Genomic DNA, 20,201 nt, shown 5'->3' with positions numbered 1-20,201 from the left:
CGTCACGCCTCGCTCTGTGCGCCGGACCGTGACCGGGCCACGATCGAGGAGGCGGTGAAGTTGACCGCCAGGGTGAGCAGGAACAGCGCGAGGCCCGCGGCCATCAGCGCCGACATGCCGAACGTGGAGGCATCGCCGTAGTGCAGGGCGATGAGGGAGGAGACGGAGTTCGAACCGGTCTGCAGGATGTGCGGCTGGATGGTGAAGACCGGCGAGATGATCAGGTAGACCGCGATGGTCTCGCCGAGCGCGCGGCCCAGGCCCAGCATGGTGCCGCCGATGATCCCGCCCGTCCCGTACGGCAGCACGACCGCGCGGATCATGCCCCAGCGGGTGGCGCCGAGTGCGTAGGCGCCCTCCCGTTCACCGGCCGGCGCCTGCGCGAACACCTCGCGCATCACCGAGCACTGGATCGGCGCGACCATCAGCGCGACGACGATCCCGGCGACGAACGTGGACGCCGTGTAGACGCTCTCGGAGGCCAGCGGTTCGCCGGGCCGGGTGCCGTCGACATGCAGGACCGGGATCCACCCGAGCCAGTCCGACAGCCACCTGGACAGCCCGATCACGTGGCTCTGGAGGAAGAACAGCCCCCACAGGCCGTAGACCACGGACGGCACCGCGGCCATCAGGTCCACCAGGGAGACGAGCGTGCGGCGCAGCGGGCGGGGCGCGACGTCCGAGATGAACAGGGCGGTCCCGATGGCCAGCGGCACGCTGATCGTGACGGCGACGGCGGCGATCAGCAGGGTGCCGGTGAGCACGGCCGCGATGCCGAACCGGTGGACGTCCGGCTGCCACTGGGCGGTGCTGAGGAAGGCCCAGACGCCCCGGGCCCGCAGCGCCTGCCCGGCGCGGAGCAGCAGGAACAGTCCCACCGCGGCCATGATGGCGAGGACGACGACGCCGGCGGCCGTCAACTGGACCCGGAACATCCGGTCCCCGAGCCCGCGGGCGGCGGACAGCCGCCTGGGCACGGGTCTTTCGGATTCCGCCCCGGCGGAACCCTCGAGCGCGGACACCACTGTGCCCCCCTAAACGGAAACGGTTCTCCCCAAGCGGCTCCGAATCCGGGTGCCGCGCCGCAGAGTCAATGGCCGGTTCCTTTCGCTCCAGCCCGCCAGAAGTGGAGAGAGTGTGAACAGTCCATGCCATTTCGGTGGGGGAGATGTGGGTGCCTGCGCACCGGAGGGTCGGCCGGGGCGTGGCCGGCGCGTGGCCCGGGGGACACCGTCGGGCCGTCGCGCGCGGGATTCAGCCGCGGGCCGCGCGGTCCAGGGCGTCCTTGGCGGCCTGCTCTCCCTGGCCCAGCAGCGCCTTCTCCAGGCTGTGGTCGTCCTGCCGGGAGAAGCGTTCGCCCGCGGCGACGTCCTCCTCGCTCAGCACCCGCCCGCACCACTCGCCCCGGTCGGCGGTGCGGTCGTCGAAGGGCACCGCCGCGCCCTCGCCGAGGACGGCCCAGCCGCCCTCGTGCCAGCGCAGGGCGAGCAGGTAGGTGTGGCCGACCTGGAGGCGGGGCGCGTCGGTGGCCGTGTCGGCCACGCGGGCGCCGCTGGACCGGGAGACCTCCCAGCCGGGGGCGACCATGTCGAAGGCGGCGCCGAGGGCGTGCCGGGGCGAACTGCGCGACCACAGCCTGTCGTCGGTCCGGAAGCTCACCAGCCGGTCCGTCGCGGACGCCACGGCCCCCTTGGCATAGGTCCGCCGGTTCGTCTCCCGCTCGGCGGTCGGGCTGGCGACGACGACGTGATCGGCGTACGACACCCAGTCCTTCGCGGTCTGCGACGGATACAGGTCCCCGGAGGTCCCGCACCCCACCACCGTCTCCAGCCCCGGCGCGCCGACCACCACCCCCGCGGCGATCCCCACGGCGGCGAGCAGAGCGGCGACGGGGCGCGCCGACAGTCGCCGAGGCATGACGAAACGTTCCCCCATGATGAAGAAAGACCCCCGTGTCCCCTGTGTTCCCGTGTCCCCGGATGTGCGTCCCCGGGGTGCCGGTGCGGCCCCCGGGGCGGTGGAGACGGTCAGATCTCCACGCCGTGTTGATCACCATAGGTACGGCCGAACGAAAGTGAACAAGAATCACCTCGGCCCGGCACAGAACTGTGACGCGGCACGGAACTGTGACGCGGTCCAGAACGGTGACACGGACGGCGGCCCGGCAACCCGTTCCGGTGATCGTGTCGGCCGAGCACGCACCCCGGTGCCGGCTCCGGGCGGCCCAGGTATAGCGTCGCGCAGTGGGCCCGGCCTGACCTGACCCGTTTCGTCCCGGAGTGAAGGAGCGTGGACCCGTGAGCCGGATGGCCGAGCTGACCGCCGGCCGGCTGCTGACGTCGTGGCAGCTGGACGTACCTGCGCTGCTGCTGGTCGTGGTCCTGGGCGGGCTGTACGGCTGGGGCGTGCTGCGGGTGCGCGGCCGGGGCGGGGTCTGGTCCCCGGCCCGGACCGCCGCCTTCGCGTTCCTCGGTCTGGGCACGCTGGTCGTCGCGACGATGTCGAGCCTCGCCGTCTACGACCACGTGCTGTTCTGGCCCGCGGCCGTGCAGAACATCCTGCTCGACCTGGTGGCCCCGCTCGGCCTCGCCCTGGGCGACCCGCTCCGGCTCGCGGTGGAGGCGCTGCCGGTGGAGGCGGCGGCCAGGGTCCGCCGGGCGATGACCGGCCGCGTGCTCCGCCTGCTGACCTTCCCCCTGGTCAGCACGGCGCTGGTGCTCGCCACCGAGCTGACGGTCTACTTCACGCCGTACTTCGCGACCGCGCTGCGCGTGGGCTGGCTGCACGAGCTGATGTACCTGCACCTGCTGGCGGCGGGCTGCCTCTTCGTCGTACCGGTGCTGACCCGTGAGGAGACGCTGCCGGCGTGGTGCAGCCACCCGGTGCGGGCGGGCCTGGTCTTCCTGGACGGGGTGATCGACGCGATCCCCGGGGTCGTGGTGATGACCCACGGGACGCTGATCGCGGGCGCGTGGTACCTCCACCACCATCAGAGCTGGGCCCCCGACGTCCTGCACGACCAGCAGATCGGCGGCGGCGCGATGCTGAGCATCGCCGAGCTGGTCGCGCTGCCGTTCCTGCTGACGGTCCTGTTCCAGTGGGCGCGGGCGGAACGGGTCCAGACGGCGGCCCTGGACCGCCGCCTGGACGAGCAGCAACTGGCCGCCACCGCGACCGTCCCCGCCCCGACCGCATCGGAGCCCACCGCCCCCACCGCCCCCGCCCCCGACCGGGTCCGCCCCTGGTGGGAGACGGAGGAGAACGAGGTCGCCTCCCGAATCCGCCGCCAGCACGGCGACCGGTGAGGGCCCCGGCCCAACAGCGACGAGGAGAGCGAGTCCGAGGCGGCTGAGGGGGCGCTGCTCGGCACCCGCATCCCATGCATGACCAACCAGCACAGGGAATCGGCCATTTGGCAGATTTTACGTTGGTGAGCGGGCGCCGTTCGGTGCCTGTCGTCGGTGCCGTACCACTGGGTCGCCCCTCCCCGCAGGTCAGACAGGGTGCGACGGCCTCGGCCGGTCGGGCGCGTGGTCCGGGCGGGCCGTCCGAGGGCCCTCTTTGCCCGTTCGGTCAGCCGGAGCGGCTTCGCGGGTGGGGAGGGGTGTCCCACCTGTGCATACGGGGCGGGGACGGCGGCCGCCGGAAGGTTGTCGCGAAGCGTAGGCGTGTGACGGTCCTGACGTGGAGGCCCGGCAGGACGCTTCCTATGGTGGGAAGCGACGTCGCCGGACGCGCCGAGCGCGGCGACACCGGAGGCCGCGAACCGGATCCGGGGGAGTACGGTCCACGAGATGTCCGATGTCGGAGTGACCTCATGGAAAACCTTCAGTTCGCCGAGATGCTGATGCGCACCAGACTGCGTTCCGGCATCACCCAGCAGCAGTTGGCCGACCTCTCCACCATCAGTTCCCGCGCGATAAGAAACCTGGAGAAGGGTCATGTGCGCCATCCGCGCAAAGAGACCGTCCAGCTGCTGGCCGACGCTCTGCGCATCGACGGGTCCACTCGGCACCGGCTGCTGAAACTCGCCGTGGAAGAGGAACGCGTAGACCCGGTGGAGTCCTTTCGTGACGCTCACGGAGCTCACGGACTCCCCGAACAGGGACCACGGTTGTCCGGTTCCTCGTTCGGTCAGGGATCGATCCCGCTCGCCTCTCCCGCCTCCGCCAGGGGAACGCGCCCCGACACCGACCCGGACGCGGAACCTGCCGGTCCACCGGATGTGCGGCGCCCGGTGCACACCTGCGCGTACGAGTACAGGGCCGTGCCGCTCCCCGAGGGGCCCGGCGCCGGTGCCACCGGCGTCCTCAACGACGTGGCCCGCGACGGCTGGCGGTTGGCCGCCGTCGACGGCGGCACCGCCTACCTGGAACGCCGCACCCGCTGAGGTCACGGACGCGCCCCGGCGATACGCCGGAGCCCGGCCGTGACGCTCCCACGCGCCCTGCGGGGATCCCGCTCCTGAGCGGTGCCTCCGCAGGGCGCGCACACCTGCCCGCGATCCGGTCGTCCGGCCGGCGGAATTCCGGTTATATTCCGCCGGAAAATTCCGGACCGGCCACTTCCCTCCTCTAGCTTGGAGCAGGCCAAGTTCTTCCCTGACCCTTTAGAGAACGAGGGAGCACGAAGAATGTCAGCACCCGCAGCCATGGCCGACACGCACCTCCCACCCGGCCCGCGAGCACACCTCGGCTCCGAGCGCACCCGCCGGATTCTCCGTCTGCAGAACTTATTTCTGCGACATGCCCGGGAATTCCTGTACGAAGCCGGATTCGTGGAACTCCTCCCTCCCGTCATCGGCCCGGTCACCGACCCCGGAATTCGCGGCGCCAAACAGGTCGACGTCGACTTCTACGGCCACCGCTACAAACTCATGACGAGCGCCTTCGTCTACAAGCAGGCGGCCCTGCTCGCCTACGACAAGATCTTCTACGTCGCTCCGAACGTACGGATGGAGCCGCTGGAGACCTGCTCCACCCAGCGCCATCTCGCGGAGTTCCATCAGCTGGACATCGAGATGGCGCACACCAGCCGCGAACAGGTGATGGACCTGGCCGAGGAGCTGATCGCCACCGCCACCCGAGCGGTCGTCGCCGAGTGCGAACCGGCGCTGCGCGACCTGGGGCGCGACGTGGACGCGCTGCGGGCGATGCTCGCGGCCCCGTTCGAACGACTCGCCCACACGGACGCCGTCACCCGCCTCGTCGACGGCGGCCATGCCCAGAGCGCGGCGGCCGAGATCGACTGGGAAGGCGAGCGCATCCTCTCCGAGGGCAGCGCCCGCCCCGTGTTCCTGACCGACTATCCCAAGGGCTCGCGCGTCTTCCTGGAGCGCGAGGACAGTCAACGGCCGGGCGTGCTGAGGACGTTCGACCTCCTGATGCCGGAGGGGTACGGCGAGGTCATCAGCGGCGGCGAACGCGAGTCGGACTACCGGCGTCTGATCACCCGGATGCGCGAGACGGGGGAGAACCCCGCCAAGTACGGCTGGTACCTGGACGAGGTGAAGCAGGGCATACCGCCGAGCGCGGGCTTCGGGCTCGGTGTCCAGCGCTTCACGCGCTACCTGGTGGGTGCCGACTACGTGTGGCAGACCACCGCCTTCCCGAAGCTTCCCGGCGTCGTCTCGCCCTGACCGCGGAGGTGCCGCGATGACCCGTATCACGAGCCACCCGCAGCGCGAGAGCGGCGCGAGCGCGCGGGGCGCGGTGCTCCCCGCCGCCGCGCTCCTCGACCGTCCTCCCCGCCTCCCCCCGCGCCCGGCCGGCCCCGTCGTGAAAGGGGCCGGCCCCGTGGGACCGGCCGCAGCGGCCACCACGGGAGGGCCCGCCACCGCCGGGCCCGCCACGGTGCCCGCACCGGCGCAGATGTTCGCGCCGGCCGCCCCGCCCTCCGCCGAACCGCCCCGTGTCCTCCTGGTCGACGGGGACCCGGTCTCCCGCCAGGTCTTCGGCGGCACCCTGCACGCGGACGACCAGGTCAGCCTGGTCGCCACCGGCGACAGCCGCCGCCCGCCCGCGGAGTGGCCGCTGCACCGGGCGGACCTGACGATCCTGGTCTCCGGACCGCTGGAGAACCACGTCCTCAAGGCCCAGGACGTCAACCGCCGCGGCGGCCGGACCCTCCTGGTGGGCGTCGACTGGTCCAAGCACCGGCTGGACGCCGCCCTGGCCTCGGGCACCTCGGGCTGCCTGAGCAAGGACTGGGCGCTGTCCCACCTGCCGCAGGCCGCCGCCGCCGCCGCGACCGGGCACATCGTGCTCTCGCCCGACCTCGTCGGACTCTGCGTGGCCATGCAGCCCGCCGACGCCGGCCGCGATCTCGCGGTCCGGCTGCGCTGCCTGACCCGACGGGAACGGGAGGTGCTGACCCTGCTCGCGGAGGGGATGTCGACCGGCGAGGTGTCCGACTGCCTCGTCGTCTCCCCGGCCACCATCAAGAGCCACGTCTCCCACGCCCTGACCAAGCTGTGCGTGCGCAACCGACTCGAAGCGGTCCTGCTCATGCAGGCGGCTCTGGGCTGCGGCGTCCAGCACGGCGAACTCCGCCCCGGAGAGATCTGAAAGGGACCGATCATGCCCGCATACGTCCTGGTGGGATACAGCGCGGACCTGCTGCGCGTCCTCGACGGCTTCCTGGCGCCGGACAGCGTCCTCGTCGTGGACGAACCGGAAGTCCTCGCCGTGCGGGGCGCCCGTGACCGCACCGGCGAGATCGCCTGCTTCGCCGACGTCCTGCCCGCCCCGGTCCAGACCGACGCGGACCGGCTGCCCGCCCTCGTCACCCCGCCGCCCGGTGTACGGGCCGTGCTGCCCGGCAACGACTACGGCGTCGTGGCCGCAGCGGTCCTCGCCGACGCCTGGGGCCTGCCCGGCCCCGGCACCGAGGCCGCCCGGACCTTCCGCGACAAGCGCCGTCAGCGGCGGCTCGCCGACGAGGCGGGCATCCCCCAGCCCGCCTGGAGAGAGGTGTCCGACGCGGCCGAAGCGGCGGAGTTCGCCGCCGGGTGCCCCGACGGGTTCGTCCTCAAGCCCGCCACCCTCCAGTCCAGCGAAGGCGTCCTCGTCCTCGAACCCGGCGCGGACGTGGCGGCGGCCTGGCGGCACACCACCGCGCGCAACGCCATCGGCGGGACCATGCGCCTGAACGGGGGGCCCGGCCCCTGCCTGGCCGAACGACGGCTCCTGGGCGAGGAGTTCAGTGTCGAGCTGCTGCTGCGCGACGGTACCGCGCTGTTCTGCAACGTGACCGCCAAGCGTCTGCTCGGCGGGGTCCATCCGGTGGAGATGGGACACGTCGTCCCGGCTCCGCCCGAGGGCGGCGTACGCGAATCACTGCGCGCCAGCATGCTGGTCCTGGCCCGCGCGTCCGGATTCCGCACCGGCGTCATGCACGGCGAGTGGATCATCGAGGACGGGGTGCCGCACCTGGTGGAGTGCGCCGCGCGGCTGCCCGGCGACCAGATCCACCGGCTCATCGAACTCGCCTACGACTGGGATCTGTTGCGCAACTGGTTCCGTGTCGCGGCCGGGGAGGAGCCCGCTGCGGTGCCACGGCGGCCGCAAGGCGCCGCCATCCGGTTCCTGGGTGTCCCGCCCGGGCGCGTCACGTCCGTCAGCGGGATCGACGAGGCCCGGTCCACGGCGGGCGTGCGCGACGTCGCCGTCGCCGTGGACGTGGGCTCGCACGTCGAACCGATCCGCAGTTCCTGGGAGCGCTCCGGCTTCGTGATCGCCACCGGGCCGGACGGCCGGGGCGCCGAACGCACGGCCCGTACGGCGTCCGAGCGCATCGTCATCGCGACCGAGCAGGACGCGCTGGCCGGCGCCTGACCCGGACCACCCGCCCCGGACCAACCCCCCACACGCGCCCCGCCGGGACCTGTCCGGCGGGGCGCGTGCGCGTGCGGGGGTGGGACGCACGACGGGACCGCCGCGCACCGGCGCGCGGCGGTCCCGTCGTCCGCTTCAGGCCAGGGCCGGCCCGGTGCCCGTGTCAGCCCGGCGCCGCCGCCAGTTCGCCGGCCACGCCGGCCACGGACGGACGGCGCAGCAGCGTGCGCAGCCGCACCTCGTGGCCGAACTCCGCCTTGATCCGGCCCAGGAGGCGCAGCGCCAGGATCGAGTGGCCGCCCAGACGGAAGAAGTCGTCGTCCACACCGACCCGTTCGACGCCCAGCACCTCGGCGAACAGCACGCACAGCCGCGCCCGCACGGGATCGTCCGGAGCCGGCGAGGACGCGGCCGCCGAGCCGTACTCCGGGGCGGGCAGCGCCCGGCGGTCCAGCTTCCCGTTGGGCGTCGTGGGGAACCGCTCCAGCGTCACGTACGCCACCGGCCGCAGGTGCTCGGGCAGTACGGCGGCCGCGTGCGTGCGCAGCTCCTCCGGCTCCGCCGGCGTACCGCCGTGCGGCACCACGTAGGCGACGAGCCGCTGGTCACCCGGCCCCTCGGTGCGCACCAGCACCCGGGCACCGGAGATCCCCGGGTGCCGGGCCAGCGCCGTCTCCACCTCCGAGGGCTCGATCCGGAAGCCGCGCAGCTTCACCTGGTCGTCGCGCCTGCCCAGGTACTCCACCGCCCCGTCGGCGCGCCACCGGGCCAGGTCCCCGGAGCGGTACATGCGCGAGCCGGGCGGCCCGTAGGGGTCGGCCACGAAGCGTTCGGCCGTCAGCCGGGCCTCGCCCAGGTAGCCGTGCGCCTCGCCCACACCGCCGAGGTACACCTCGCCCACCATGCCGGGCGGCAGCACCCGCAGGTGGTCGTCGAGGACGTAGAAGTGCTTGTTGGCGACCGGTCCGCCGAGGGGGACGGAGCCGTCGAGGCAGTCCTCCAGGGTCACCCGCCGGAAGACGGTGACCATCATGCACTCCAGCGGCGAGTAGGCGTTGACCAGAGTCAGCCCGGGGCGGCGGCGCAGCAGGCGCTCCAGGTGTCCGGGGGAGGCGGCCTCGCCGCCGGTCAGGACGAGCCGGACCGTGTCGAACGCCGAAGGGTGGGCGTCCACAAGGAAGTTCAGGAGGCTGGAGGAGAAATGGGCCACGGTGACGCGGTGTTCGCCCATCAGCCGCACGGCCACCTCCGGCTCGGGCGCCCCGCCCGGCTGCAGGACGCACGTGGCGCCCGCGAACAGCGCGGACAGCAGCTCGAAGGCGAAGGCGTCCCAGGACATCGGCGAGCACTGGAGCACCACGTCCGACGGCGTCACCGGCGCGAACGCCTGCCCCAGCAGGCTGCCGACGAGCGCCCGGTGCGGCGCCACCACACCCTTGGGCCGCCCCTGCGACCCCGAGGTGAACAGCACGCAGGCGAGATCCTCGCCGTCGACCGGCGTCCCCGGATCGGTCCCGGGCGCCCCTTCGATACGCGGATCGTCGATCCGTACGAGACGCGGGCCGTCCCGCTCCGCCACCTCGTCCGGCAGCGGGCGGTCGCTCACCACGGTCCGGCAGCCGGTCGCCCGTACGCACTCGGCGGCCCGCGCGCCGGGGAAGTCCGGGTCCAGCAGCACATAGGCGGCACCCGACTTGAGGGCCGCGAGAAGGGCCGTCACCAGGCGCGGGCCACGCTCCAGGCGCACCCCCACCCAGTCGCCGCGGCCGATCCCGAGGCCGATCAGGTGGTGGGCCAACCGGTTCGCGTGCCGGTCCAGTTCACCGTAGGAGACGCGCTCGCCCTCGAAGACCAGGGCGGTCGCGTCCGGTTCGCGGGCTGCCCGTTCGGCGAACACCGTGTGCACGCACGGATGCCGGGGGAGCGGAAAGCGTTCGCCCCTGCCCGCGTCCAGCATCCGCCCGGCCTCCTGCGCGTCACACGGCTCGATGTCACCGGGGCGCGCGCGGGGATCGTCCGCGATCACGCCGAGCACCCGCGTCAGCTGGGTGGCCAGGACGCGCGCGACAGCCGCGGGCACACGGCTCGTGTCGTGGTGCAACCGCACCGAGAGGCGCTCCCCGGGCGTCACCACCACCGTCACCGGGTAGTGCGCCGTCTCCTCGCAGCCGACCTCGCCGATCCGCAGTCCGCCCACGTCCCGGCTTCGCGGCGGTACGTCGGGCACCGCCTCCACGGTCACCGTCGTGTCGAGCAGCGGCCCGTCCACGCCGGCGGCCCTGGCCGCCTCGCCCAGGCCCACGTGGTCGTGCGGGGCCAGCGCCAGCCGCCGCGCCCGTACGTCGGCGAGCAGGTCGGCCAGGGTCGCCGAGGCGCCCGTCCGGACCCGCACGGGCACCGTGTTGACGAGCATGCCCACCATGTCCTCGACGCCGTCCAGTTCGGCCGGGCGGCCGCTGAGGACGGAGCCGAACGTGACGTCGTCCCGGTCGGTGTGGCGTGCCAGCACCAGCGCCCACGCGGCCTGGACGGCCGTCGTGAGGGTGGCGTTCAAGCTCCGCATCCGCCCGCCGAGTTGGGCGGTCCGCGCGGGTGAGAGCTCCCGCACGACCGTCGCCCAGCGCGCGGCCGTCCCAGCCGACTCCGGCGCGAGCAGCGTCGGCGGCGCGTCCGCCAGTTCCTCCCGCCAGGCCCGCTCGGCGGCCGCCCGGTCGCGCCGCGCGAGCCAGCCGAGGAAGCCGCGGTACGGCACCGGTGGCGCCAGGTCCTCGTCGGCGTACCCGGCGAGGACCTCGCGCAGCAGCACGGAGGCGCTCCAGCCGTCCAGCACGCAGTGGTGCGCGGTGACCGCCAGGCGGTACCGGTCGGCGCCGTCGCGCACCAGGTCGAAACGGATCAGCGGGCCGCCCTCGACGCCGACGCCGCCGGTGCGCGCGGCGCGCAGCACGGCGTCACCGTCGTCCGGGCCGGCCACCGACCAGTGCGGCTCCACGGCACGGGGGACGACCTGCACGGGCTGTCCGTTGGCCCGGTGGTGGATGCGGGCCCGCAGGTTGGGGTGGCGCACCAGCGTCCGCCGTACCGCGTCGCGCAGCCGTGCCTCGTCCAGCGGGCCCTCCAGCGGGACGGTGTACTGCGCGACGTAGAGCCCGCGCGCCCCGTCCTCCGCCAGGGAGTGGAACAGGATGCCCTCCTGAAGAGGGGTGAGGGGGAGTATTTCGTTGATGGCCGGTGCTGACATCTGTCCTCCGCTCAGGGACGGATCGGGGGCCCGGCCCGGGGCCGCCCGCGCGGGGGCCCGGCCCGGGTGGCGGTCAGCCGCGCGAGAGCTGCGCGGCCAAGGAGGCGTACTCGCCGGGATCCAGGTCGGGCAGCAGCTCCGGCTCCGCGGCGGTGCCGGCCGCCGGTGCCGGCGTGCCCACCGAGGCGGCGACTTCGGCCAGCGTGGCCGATCCGAGGACGTCGGCCACGGTGAGCGCGAGGCCCCGCGCGCGGGCCCGGTTCACCAGCCGCATCGCCGCCATGCTGTCGCCGCCCAGGCCGACGAAGGAGTGCCCCGGCGTCGCGTCGCCCGCCGGGCGCCGCAGCACCTCGTCGGTCGCGCCGCACAGCCAGGCCGTCACCTCGTCGGCGGCCCGCGCGGTGGCGGCCCGCGCGGTGGCGGCGGCCGCGGTGGCGGCGGCCGGCGTGGCGGGTGCCGGGCCGGGGCGCGGCGGCTCCGGCAGCGCCGCCCGGTCGAGCTTGCCGTTGCCGGTCAGGGGCACCCGCTCCAGGACCGCCCAGGCCGTGGGCACCAGCGCGTCCGGGAGCGAGTCCCGCAGGTGCGTGCCCAGGGCGTGCGGCTCGGGTACGGGCACGCCCTGGGCGGGTACGACGAAGCAGGCCAGCCACCGGTCGCCGTCCTGCGGCCCGGCGAGGACGACCGCCGCCTGGGTCACGGCCGGGTGGGTGCACAGCACCGCCTCGATCTCGCCGAGCTCGACGCGCCGGCCCCGGAACTTCACCTGCCCGTCGGTGCGGCCGACGAACTCCAGTGCCCCGTCGGCCCGTCGGCGCGCGAGATCACCGGTGCGGTAGAGGCGCGAGCCGGGCGGCCCCAGCGGATTGGCCACGAAGCGCTCCGCCGTCTGACCCGGACGCGCCAGATATCCCTCGGCGAGTTGCGCGCCCGAGAGGTACAGCTCACCCGTCACCCCGACGGGCACCGGGTCGAGCCGCTCGTCGAGCACGTGCGCACCGGTGTCCGCGACCGGGACGCCGATCGGCACGCTGTCCGGGTCCGCGCCGGGGCGGCAGGGCCACGCCGTGGCCGCCACCGTCACCTCGGTCGGCCCGTACAGGTTGAGCAACTCGGCGCCGAGCAGGGCCAGGCAGCGGTCGCGCAGCGACACGGGCAGCGCCTCGCCGATGCAGATGATCCGCCGCAGCGTCCGGCAGTGGACCGCGACGTCCGCGTCCAGGAACAGGCGCAGCATCGAGGGGACGAACTGGATCGTCGTCACGCCCCGGTACGCGACGAGCGCGGCGAGGCCGTGCGGCTCGCGCTCCAGGCCCGGTGGCGCGACGACCAGGGCGGCGCCGCAGATCAGCGGCCAGAAGTACTCGTACGTGGACACGTCGAAGCCCACCGGTGTCTTCACCAGCACCCGGTCGTCGGCCGCCAGCGGGACCGCCTCCCGCATCCACCGCAGATGCCGGGCGATGGCCTCCTGGCGCACCACGACGCCCTTGGGGCGGCCGGTGGAACCGGAGGTGTACATGAGATAGGCGGGGTCATCGGGGCGCGCGCGCACCACCTCGGCCCCCGGGGTCGTCCCCGCGGGGGACGCCGTGGGGAGCGTGGTCAGGACCCGGTCCGGCGCCGCCTCCTCCAGGATCAGCGCGGCACGCTGCGCGGGGGTGTCCTTCTCCAGCGGCAGATATGCCGCGCCGGCGGTCAGCACGCCGAGCAGGGCGACCACCAGGTCGGGGGAGCGGTCCAGGCGGACCGCCACCACACTGCCCGGGCCGATGCCGTCCTGGCGCAGGACCCCGGCCAGTTCACGGACGCGGCGCCACAGCTCCGCGTAGTCCAGGGTGACCTGGTCGGAGACGACGGCGGTGGCGTGCGGGGTGCGCTCCGCCTGAGCGGCGACGAGCGCGGGGAGCGTGCGGGCGGTCACCGTCCCGGCCCCGATCCGGTGGGGGCCGGCTCGCCCGGCCGGGGCGCCACCACGGTGAAGTGGCGGTCCACGTACTCCAGGCAGGCAGCCCGGTCCCGGCGGGTGAGCACCACCTGCCAGCCGTCCGGCACCCGGATGCCGTCGGGCCACAGCGAGTGCCGCCCCTGGTCGTTGACGAGCACCAGATAGGGGGCCGAGTCATCCTCGAACGGATTCGCCATGGGGCACCTCTTCCTTCCGTACGGTCGGCAGCGGGCCGACGTCGTCCCTGTTCACCGCGGTCGTGTCGTACTTGCCGAGGGCGCTGATCAGCATGCGCACCTCCAGGTCCAGGCAGGCCGCCAGCCTCAGCAGTCCCTCCTCGGGGTCCTCGTCGGCGGCGACCAGCGCCGCCCGCCCCAGGCCCACCCCCCGCGCCCCGAGCGCCAGGCACTTCACCGCCCGGGTCCCTTCCCAGATCCGGCCCCCCGCGAGCAGGCACCCCGGGCCCTCGCCGGCGGCCAGCAGGCAGTCGTAGAGCGGCAGTCCCACGTGGTCGAGGAAACCGCCCGGCGCCCAGCCCGTGCCCCCCTCGGCGCCGTCCACCGTGACGCTGTCCGCGCCGGCCGCCCAGGCCACCCGGGCGGCCGCGCCGACGTCCCGGCCCGGGTGGAGCTTCACCCACACCCGGGCCCGCGGGTAGTTGTTGCGCATCAGGTTGATCTGCTGGCGCAGGATCTCCTCCGTGTACGTACCGGGGCTGGAGGACCGCAGCGTCCGGCGGTCACCGGGGATCGGCAGCAGCGCGTACTGCTCCGCCACCGCCGCCGCGGCCTCGCCGTCCATCAGCGTCATCCCGCCCAGGCCCGGCTTGGCGCCCTGACCGGTCTTCAACTCGAAGGCCAGCCGCCCCGCTTCGAGGAACGGCTGGGCCGCCGGGTCGCTGTAGACCAGGTTCCACACCTCCGCGTCGGCGTCCTCGGTGCTCTGCTGCACCACGATCCCGCCGTGGCGGTCGTCGCCCTCCTCTCCGTACGCCTCGATCCGGGCCAGCAGCGCCCTGGCGGGCTGTGCCCCGAGTCGGCCGTAGCCGATGACCGGCACCACGTTCTCGCCGACGACCAGGGGGATGCCCAGCCGGGCCGCCTGCCGCCCGAGGGAGGTGCCCAGGTCGCCGCGGGCCGCGGCGGTCGAGCCGAACGCCGAGACGTAGAAGGGGAGCCGGGACGGAAATCCGCCGATCACGGTCTCCAGGGACACGTCCGACGGCATTGGCTCGCGCCCGAGGTCGATCAGTTTCTCCAGGCGCTGCTCCATGAACACCGGGGGGAGCAGCCGCAGCCGCTCCAGCGGATCGTCGTGCCCCGGCCCGGACCAGCCGCTGCCGTAGAGCGTCGCGCCATAGCCGTCAAGCGGCGGAAAAGCCGCCTCGACACCCGTGCGCGCGCGATGGCGCACGGCGGCCTCCGGAAATCCTGGCGCGCGCAGCATGCCGCTCATGCGGGCCTCCCGTAATGGAATGTGAGATCCCGTCGCAAAGGGTGGACACCAACGTAGCCCGCGGTGCGGACCCACCCGGAACTTCCGGTCGGAAGTTTCCCGGAAACCGCTCGGAACCGGACCCGGAGAGGAGGCCATCTCCGCCCCCGGTGGAGGGAGTTGGGCGTGAGAATGATTGACCGTCTCGCGATGCCCGTGGCTCGATGAGAGCATCTGGAAGGCCGCGAAAGGGGCTACCGATGGAAAAACGTCGAGTTTCCATTTTCGACACCACTCTGCGGGACGGCGAACAGGCGCCGCGCAATTCCATGAAACCGCAGGAAAAACTGGAACTCGCGCTGCGGATCGAGGCACTCGGGGTCGACGTCGTCGAGACCGGCTTCCCCGCCTCCTCACCCGCGGAGATGGAGGCCACCCGGCTGATCTCCCGCCACCTCACCCGCGCCCGGTTCACCACGTTCTGCCGCGCCGTGCGCTCCGACATCGACTGCGCGGTGGCCGCCGGTGGCACCCGCAACCACGAGGTGCAGATCCTCGCCACCTCCAGCGAGCTGCACCTCGACCGCAAGCGCCGCATCTCCCGCAAGGAGTCCATCGACGAGATCGTCGAGTGCGTCACCCACGCCCGCCGGATGGGCGTGCCCTACATCTCGCTCGCGCTGGAGGACGCCTCGCGCGGCTCGGACGAACTGCTGCGCGCCCAGATCGAGGCGGGCGTGGACGCCGGGATCACCTGCGTCGTGGCGGCCGACACCTCCGGCTGCATGACCCCGGCCGAGTACGGTGAGCTCATGGGCAAGGTCCGCTCCTGGACACCGCCGCCCATCAGCGTGTTCACCCACTGCCACGAGGACTTCGGGCTCTCCACGGCCAACACCCTCGCGGGCCTGCAGGCCGGGGCCGACGGCGTGCAGACCACGGTCGGCGGCATCGGGGAGCGCGCGGGCAACGCCGCCCTGGAGGAACTCGTCGCGCTCCTGTCGTACAAGAGCGACTCGCTGGGCCTGTACACGGACATCGACACCGTGGCCATGTACGGCGTGTACGAGGCGCTGCGCGACATCATCGGGCTGGACCAGCCGCGCAACAAGGCGATCTTCGGAACGTACGCCTTCGGCAGCGCCGCCGGTATCCACCAGGCCGGGATACTGCGGGACCCCGCCACGTACGAGTTCGTGGAACCCGACCGCTTCGGCCGGGAGCGCTCCCTGCTCATCGCCCGCCACTCCGGCCGCTCGGTGCTGCGCCACCTGCTGGAGAACATGCGGGTGGACGTCGACGACGACCGGATGGAGGCGCTCTACCGCCGGCACATCACCGAACGCGACGGCGGCGACTGCGAGGACATCTCGGTCCTGCGGCGCAGGCTCGCCGACGAACTGTCAATCCCCTCGAACTGTGGAGATCTTCTAAGCGGCCAGCTCCAAGGCGGAGTTGGCCCGGTGGTCGTGCTCGTAGTCGATCGGACTCTGATATCCACACACGCTGTGTAGTCGGTGCGTGTTGTAGAAGCCGGTGATCCAGGTCGCGATCCGCAGCCGGGCCTCGGTGCGGGTGGCGAACGTGTGCCGGTAGACGTACTCGACCTTGAGCACGCTGTTGAACGCCTCGCTGACGGCGTTGTCGAAACACGACCCGACGCGGCCCATGGACTGGGTCACGCCCAAGCGGCGACAGGCCCGGCGAAAGCGCCGGGAGCCGTATTCGCTGCCGCGGTCGCTGTGGAAGATCACGCCCTTCACGTCACCGCCGCGGGTGGCCGCGGCCATGTTCAAGGACGCCACAACCAGTTCGGCGTCATGGCGTGCGCCCATCGCGTAACCGAGCAGCCGGCGCGAGAACAGGTCGATGACGGTGGCCAGGTAGAGCTTGCCCTCACCGGTGGTGATCTCAGTCATGTCGCCGCACCACACCTGGTCAGGAGCGTCCGCAGTGAAGTCCCGCCGCACGAAGTCCGGGGCCGCCGACCGTTTGCCGGGCCGGGTCAGCCCGCGCCGTCGGCGGACCTTCCGTCCGGCCAGGCCGAGTTCGGCCATCAGACGGGCGACAGTGTTCACCGAGACCCGCCAGCCCGCGCGGACCAGGAGGAGCCAGACCTTCGGGGAGCCGTAGGTGCCGCCCGAGCCCTCGAAGATCTGCCGGATCACGTCCGCCAGCTGCCCGCGCCGGATCTCACGGGCGGTGGTGGGCTTGTCGCGCCACTTGTAGAACCAGGACTCCGACACCCCCAGGACCCGGCAGGCCAGACGGTGCGGGACGCAGTGCGCGGTCCTCTGGTTACCGATGAACGCGGCCAGGGCGGCCGGGTCCGTCACGGTCACTTCACCCAGAGGACCATGCATCGCTTGAGGACATCACGCTCCATCTCCAGCTCGCGTATCCGCTTGTTCTTCTCCGACATCTCCCGCCGCAGCCGCTCCAGCTCGGCGCGCTCGGCCTCGCGCATCCGTCCACCCGGCGGCGCGGGCTCGGTCGGCCGGTCGGACGACGCCGACCCGTTGCGCCTCCACCGCGACACCCAGCTGTGCAGCGTGCCGGAATGCACGCCGAGTTCCTCGGCGACCTCCGGGATCGGCCTGCCCGTCTCGATCACGATGCGTACAGCACCCTCACGAAACTCAGGCGTGTACGTCCGTTGCTTGGACCCCATGAACCCCAACTTCCCCTGCAATCACGGACTCCACGCTACGAGGGGAGGGACAAACTGCTCACCGTCGGGGCGGCGCGCTGAGACGCAACGCCGCGCACGAGGGCGGTGGGAGCCGGACTTCACGGTCCGGCTCCCACCGCCCTCGTCGTGCCGGGCCGCCTTCGTACGGGGCCGGGCCCGGCCGCCGTGCTCTGCGCGGGCGCGCGTGGGCGGCCCGTCGTCGGTGACGGGCCGCCCGGGGTCCCGCGCGGTGCGGGCCGGCGTGTCAGTCGTCTATGAGCCCCGGCACCCCGTCCTTCCAGCGGCCCGTGAACGAGTCGGCCCTCGCCTGGTCGCGGAACGCGTACGTCTTCAGCAGCCAGCGTGTGGCGGCCCGGTCCGCGTCCAGGATCTCGATGCGGTCCCGGCTGTGCAGCCCGTCCTGGTTGGCGAAGAGCAACAGGTCCCCGTCGCGCAGGCGATGGCGCTGCTTCTCGGCGACGACCAGGGCGTTCTTCATGGCCAGCAGCGCGTCCTTGGCCTCGCCGGGGGCGTCGGGCAGCACGGTCGTCGTCGTCTCCAGGTAGCGGATCGAGTGGTCGCCCTCCAGGATCGGGTGCGCGCCCGAGGACCGCTGGGTGCTGTTGGTGGCCTGGGAGAAGACGTCGAACGAGGTCGTGAAGTACGGCTGCCGCAGGATCTCCTGGTCCTCGTCCGACAGATACCGCAGCAGGGCGCGCCCGCTGACGAACGTCGTGTAGATGACCTCGTCCTGCGGGCAGCGCATGCCCAGCAGGGCGATGTGGTCGGCCCGCGCCCAGTGCGCGGTGCGGTCGTTGTGGAAGGGGAGCTCGCTGTCGCTGAACCCCGTCTGCATGCCGCTGTACTTGTTGATCGCGATGACGTCGGTGAAGAAGTCCCCGTTGTTCCTGCTCCCGTACGCCATGAGCGGCGTCCGGGTGAGCCGGGCGACCAGGGCGAGGAACGCCTCACCGACGAAGGTCGTCTTCTTGCGGTACTTGTCGGCGACCGGGTCGTCGAGGTCGAGGTCCGGGATGTGCGGGTCGACGGGGCAGTTGCGCAGCACGTGGGCTTCGCTGATGCCGTCCAGCCGGTCCTGCCGGACGCGCTCGCAGACTTCCACGAGGAACCGCGGCGCGTCGACCTCCGCGACACCCGCGACGAATTCCCGGTGGTCCCGGTACGGATTCCCTGGCACGGCGCCGAGCACGGCGGTCAGTTCGTCGCGCTGGTCCGGGGTGAGTACGTGAATCGGTTCCATTCCGCCATGCTGCGCCCGCGGCCCGCGCGATTCATCGGTCGGGCGGCCGAGCGAACTCCACCCCGGGGCGAGCGAGTTCATCACGGCTGTCGATTCCCGGGTCTCGACCCCGGTGTTTCGATGGGCCGGAAAGCCGGACAACCGGGCGAGGGACCACGAGAGCCCCGGCCGAGACGATCACCAGGAATGCGGAGGTGCCCGCCGTGTCATCCCAGGCAACGGCCCCGGACGTGTCATCCGTGACGACGGCCGCGGGCGTGTCCCCCCGGACACTCGCGGCGAAGGTGTGGCGCGAGCACGTCGTGCGCCGGACCAAGGCCGGCAACGACCTGCTCTACATCGACCTCCACCTGCTGCACGAGGTGAACACCCCTCAGGCCTTCGCCGGGTTGCGGGACGCCGGCCGCACCGTACGCCGTCCGGACCTCACCCTGGGCACCGAGGACCACAGCACCCCCACGCGCGCCGTCGACCACGTCGACCCGGACCCGGCACGGCGGCTCCAGCGGCGGACCATGGCCCGCAACTGCGCCGAGTTCCGTATCCCGATGCACCGGCTCGGCAGTGCCTCGCAGGGCATCGTGCACGTCATCGGACCCGAACTCGGCCTGGTGCGGCCGGGGACGACGGTCGTCTGCTGCGACTCGCACACCACGACCCTGGGGGCGTTCGGCGCGCTGGCTCTCGGTATCGGCACCAGCCAGGTCGAGCACGTCCTGGCCACCCAGACCCTCGCCCTGGCCCGCCCGAAGGACATGGCCGTCACGGTGACCGGCACCCTGCCCGCGGGCAGCACGGCCAAGGACCTGGCCCTCGCGGTGATCCACCGGGTCGGCTCGGCCGGCGCGCAGGGCCACGTGGTGGAGTTCCGCGGCGAGGCCGTGCGGGCGCTGTCCATGGAAGGCCGGATGACGCTGTGCAACATGGCCGTCGAGATGGGCGCACGGGCCGGGATCGTGGCACCGGACGAGGTCACCCGGGACTACCTGCGCCGGGCCGCCCCCCGCGACGCCGGGCGCTTCGACGGCCTCGCGCAGACCGGGGACGACGACGCGGTCTTCGACCGTGAGGTCACCCTGGACGGCGCGGCCGTACCGCCCCGCGTCTCGTGGGGCACCAACCCGGCCCAGAGCGTGCCGCTGGACGGCCGGGTGCCCGACCCCGGCGAGCTGGGCGACGCGGCCGAGGCGTCCGCCGCCCGCCGCGCCCTGGACTACATGGACCTGGCCCCCGGCACCGCCGTCCGCGACATCGCGGTCGACACCGTCTTCATCGGTTCCTGCACCAACAGCCGGATCGAGGACCTGCGGGCCGCCGCCGCCGTGCTGCGGGGCCGCCGGGTCCAGGTGGACACCGTGGTGGTGCCCGGCTCGGCCCGGGTGCGCGCCGAGGCGGCCGCGGAGGGTCTGGACGAGATCTTCGCCCGGGCCGGGGCCGACTTCCGGGCCGCGCCCGGCTGTTCCATGTGCGTCGGCCTGGGCGAGGACCGGCTCGCCCCCGGGACGCGCTGCGCCTCCACCACCAACCGCAACTTCGAGGGCCGCCAGGGCACCGGATCGCGCACCCACCTCGTCTCGCCCGCGGTCGCCGCGGCCACCGCCGTACGCGGCCGGATCGCGAGCCCCGACGACCTGTGACGGACGAGCGGCGCCCGCCCGGAGCGTGACCTCACGGTGGCGCCGGTCGGCACACCGCTCCGGTCGCCGCACGCGCCATCACCCCCACGACCCACCCGAGGACCCCACCGACGAGGAGAGGAGACGGCGATGACGCCGACGACTTCGGCCCCGCCCCCGGCCACCGCTCCCACGGCC

The 20,201-nt window shown here is 73.0% G+C and carries 16 protein-coding genes; 7 read left to right on the top strand and 9 right to left on the bottom strand.

Annotated elements, in window-relative coordinates; translation table 11 throughout:
- Positions 1–2 precede the first annotated feature (2 nt).
- Both pstC and ACZ3KP_RS37765 read right to left on the bottom strand, forming a co-directional pair.
- Positions 3–977 (bottom strand): phosphate ABC transporter permease subunit PstC, encoded by a 975-nt coding sequence (gene pstC, locus ACZ3KP_RS37770; RefSeq protein ID WP_467505289.1) that lies wholly within the window; start codon positions 975–977, stop codon positions 3–5.
- Positions 978–1,254: 277 nt separating this feature from the next.
- Positions 1,255–1,917 carry a hypothetical protein gene (locus tag ACZ3KP_RS37765; protein WP_467505287.1) on the bottom strand — a complete coding sequence of 221 codons (663 nt, stop codon included), beginning with the start codon at positions 1,915–1,917 and terminating at the stop codon, positions 1,255–1,257.
- Between the two features lie 389 nt (positions 1,918–2,306).
- Between ACZ3KP_RS37765 and ACZ3KP_RS37760 the strand changes: the two genes are divergently transcribed.
- From ACZ3KP_RS37760 to ACZ3KP_RS37740, 5 genes are all read left to right on the top strand, one after another.
- Complete coding sequence (locus ACZ3KP_RS37760; protein ID WP_467505390.1) at positions 2,307–3,305, top strand: cytochrome c oxidase assembly protein; 999 nt, start codon at positions 2,307–2,309, stop codon at positions 3,303–3,305.
- A 512-nt stretch (positions 3,306–3,817) separates the two neighbouring features.
- Positions 3,818–4,390: a helix-turn-helix domain-containing protein gene (locus tag ACZ3KP_RS37755; RefSeq protein WP_467505285.1), complete on the top strand. Its 573-nt coding sequence runs from the start codon at positions 3,818–3,820 to the stop codon at positions 4,388–4,390.
- Between the two features lie 243 nt (positions 4,391–4,633).
- Positions 4,634–5,638 (top strand): asparagine synthetase A, encoded by a 1,005-nt coding sequence (locus ACZ3KP_RS37750; RefSeq protein ID WP_467505283.1) that lies wholly within the window; start codon positions 4,634–4,636, stop codon positions 5,636–5,638.
- A gap of 16 nt (positions 5,639–5,654) precedes the next feature.
- Positions 5,655–6,566 carry a response regulator transcription factor gene (locus ACZ3KP_RS37745; RefSeq protein ID WP_467505281.1) on the top strand — a complete coding sequence of 304 codons (912 nt, stop codon included), beginning with the start codon at positions 5,655–5,657 and terminating at the stop codon, positions 6,564–6,566.
- A gap of 12 nt (positions 6,567–6,578) precedes the next feature.
- Positions 6,579–7,835 (top strand): ATP-grasp domain-containing protein, encoded by a 1,257-nt coding sequence (locus ACZ3KP_RS37740; RefSeq protein WP_467505279.1) that lies wholly within the window; start codon positions 6,579–6,581, stop codon positions 7,833–7,835.
- Between the two features lie 163 nt (positions 7,836–7,998).
- Here the strand turns inward: ACZ3KP_RS37740 and ACZ3KP_RS37735 are convergent, their stop codons facing one another.
- The 4 genes from ACZ3KP_RS37735 to ACZ3KP_RS37720 form a co-directional block, all read right to left on the bottom strand.
- Positions 7,999–11,076, bottom strand: coding sequence for an amino acid adenylation domain-containing protein (locus tag ACZ3KP_RS37735; RefSeq protein ID WP_467505277.1), 3,078 nt, complete (start codon positions 11,074–11,076; stop codon positions 7,999–8,001).
- A gap of 73 nt (positions 11,077–11,149) precedes the next feature.
- On the bottom strand, positions 11,150–12,997 hold the full coding sequence (locus ACZ3KP_RS37730) for an amino acid adenylation domain-containing protein (RefSeq protein WP_467505275.1): 1,848 nt from the start codon (positions 12,995–12,997) through the stop codon (positions 11,150–11,152).
- Positions 12,994–13,218, bottom strand: coding sequence for an MbtH family protein (locus tag ACZ3KP_RS37725; RefSeq protein WP_467505273.1), 225 nt, complete (start codon positions 13,216–13,218; stop codon positions 12,994–12,996). The genes ACZ3KP_RS37730 and ACZ3KP_RS37725 overlap by 4 nt, the downstream gene beginning before the upstream one ends.
- Positions 13,196–14,476: a glutamate synthase-related protein gene (locus ACZ3KP_RS37720; RefSeq protein WP_467505271.1), complete on the bottom strand. Its 1,281-nt coding sequence runs from the start codon at positions 14,474–14,476 to the stop codon at positions 13,196–13,198. The genes ACZ3KP_RS37725 and ACZ3KP_RS37720 overlap by 23 nt, the downstream gene beginning before the upstream one ends.
- Positions 14,477–14,679: 203 nt before the next feature.
- Here ACZ3KP_RS37720 and ACZ3KP_RS37715 point away from each other — a divergent pair, with 203 nt between their 5' ends.
- On the top strand, positions 14,680–15,969 hold the full coding sequence (locus ACZ3KP_RS37715) for a LeuA family protein (RefSeq protein WP_467505269.1): 1,290 nt from the start codon (positions 14,680–14,682) through the stop codon (positions 15,967–15,969).
- On the opposite strand, the gene ACZ3KP_RS37710 is transcribed toward ACZ3KP_RS37715, so the two are convergent.
- The 3 genes from ACZ3KP_RS37710 to ACZ3KP_RS37700 all read right to left on the bottom strand — a co-directional run bounded on the left by ACZ3KP_RS37710 (position 15,886) and on the right by ACZ3KP_RS37700 (position 18,387).
- On the bottom strand, positions 15,886–16,797 hold the full coding sequence (locus tag ACZ3KP_RS37710) for an IS3 family transposase (protein ID WP_467505267.1): 912 nt from the start codon (positions 16,795–16,797) through the stop codon (positions 15,886–15,888). The two genes, ACZ3KP_RS37715 and ACZ3KP_RS37710, sit on opposite strands and share 84 nt — an antisense overlap.
- Positions 16,794–17,126, bottom strand: coding sequence for a transposase (locus ACZ3KP_RS37705; protein WP_143614919.1), 333 nt, complete (start codon positions 17,124–17,126; stop codon positions 16,794–16,796). The genes ACZ3KP_RS37710 and ACZ3KP_RS37705 overlap by 4 nt, the downstream gene beginning before the upstream one ends.
- A 265-nt stretch (positions 17,127–17,391) precedes the next feature.
- Positions 17,392–18,387: a TauD/TfdA family dioxygenase gene (locus ACZ3KP_RS37700; protein WP_467505265.1), complete on the bottom strand. Its 996-nt coding sequence runs from the start codon at positions 18,385–18,387 to the stop codon at positions 17,392–17,394.
- Positions 18,388–18,644: 257 nt separating this feature from the next.
- Here ACZ3KP_RS37700 and leuC point away from each other — a divergent pair, with 257 nt between their 5' ends.
- Positions 18,645–20,024 (top strand): 3-isopropylmalate dehydratase large subunit, encoded by a 1,380-nt coding sequence (gene leuC, locus ACZ3KP_RS37695; RefSeq protein WP_467505388.1) that lies wholly within the window; start codon positions 18,645–18,647, stop codon positions 20,022–20,024.
- Positions 20,025–20,201: the final 177 nt, after the last annotated feature.

The sequence above is a fragment of the Streptomyces sp. NPDC020958 genome (assembly GCF_055562175.1).
This window is presented reverse-complemented; position numbering and strand designations above follow the sequence as displayed.

Excerpts from the sequence above, each read along its gene's own strand:
- ACZ3KP_RS37715 (WP_467505269.1), top strand. The coding sequence starts at position 14,680 with ATGAGAGCATCTGGAAGGCCGCGAAAGGGGCTACCGATGGAAAAACGT.
- ACZ3KP_RS37740 (WP_467505279.1), top strand. The coding sequence starts at position 6,579 with ATGCCCGCATACGTCCTGGTGGGATACAGCGCGGACCTGCTGCGCGTC.
- ACZ3KP_RS37705 (WP_143614919.1), bottom strand. The coding sequence starts at position 17,126 with ATGGGGTCCAAGCAACGGACGTACACGCCTGAGTTTCGTGAGGGTGCT.
- ACZ3KP_RS37700 (WP_467505265.1), bottom strand. The coding sequence starts at position 18,387 with ATGGAACCGATTCACGTACTCACCCCGGACCAGCGCGACGAACTGACC.
- ACZ3KP_RS37765 (WP_467505287.1), bottom strand. The coding sequence starts at position 1,917 with ATGCCTCGGCGACTGTCGGCGCGCCCCGTCGCCGCTCTGCTCGCCGCC.
- ACZ3KP_RS37750 (WP_467505283.1), top strand. The coding sequence starts at position 4,634 with ATGTCAGCACCCGCAGCCATGGCCGACACGCACCTCCCACCCGGCCCG.
- ACZ3KP_RS37720 (WP_467505271.1), bottom strand. The coding sequence starts at position 14,476 with ATGAGCGGCATGCTGCGCGCGCCAGGATTTCCGGAGGCCGCCGTGCGC.
- ACZ3KP_RS37745 (WP_467505281.1), top strand. The coding sequence starts at position 5,655 with ATGACCCGTATCACGAGCCACCCGCAGCGCGAGAGCGGCGCGAGCGCG.
- ACZ3KP_RS37735 (WP_467505277.1), bottom strand. The coding sequence starts at position 11,076 with ATGTCAGCACCGGCCATCAACGAAATACTCCCCCTCACCCCTCTTCAG.
- ACZ3KP_RS37725 (WP_467505273.1), bottom strand. The coding sequence starts at position 13,218 with ATGGCGAATCCGTTCGAGGATGACTCGGCCCCCTATCTGGTGCTCGTC.
- ACZ3KP_RS37760 (WP_467505390.1), top strand. The coding sequence starts at position 2,307 with ATGGCCGAGCTGACCGCCGGCCGGCTGCTGACGTCGTGGCAGCTGGAC.
- ACZ3KP_RS37755 (WP_467505285.1), top strand. The coding sequence starts at position 3,818 with ATGGAAAACCTTCAGTTCGCCGAGATGCTGATGCGCACCAGACTGCGT.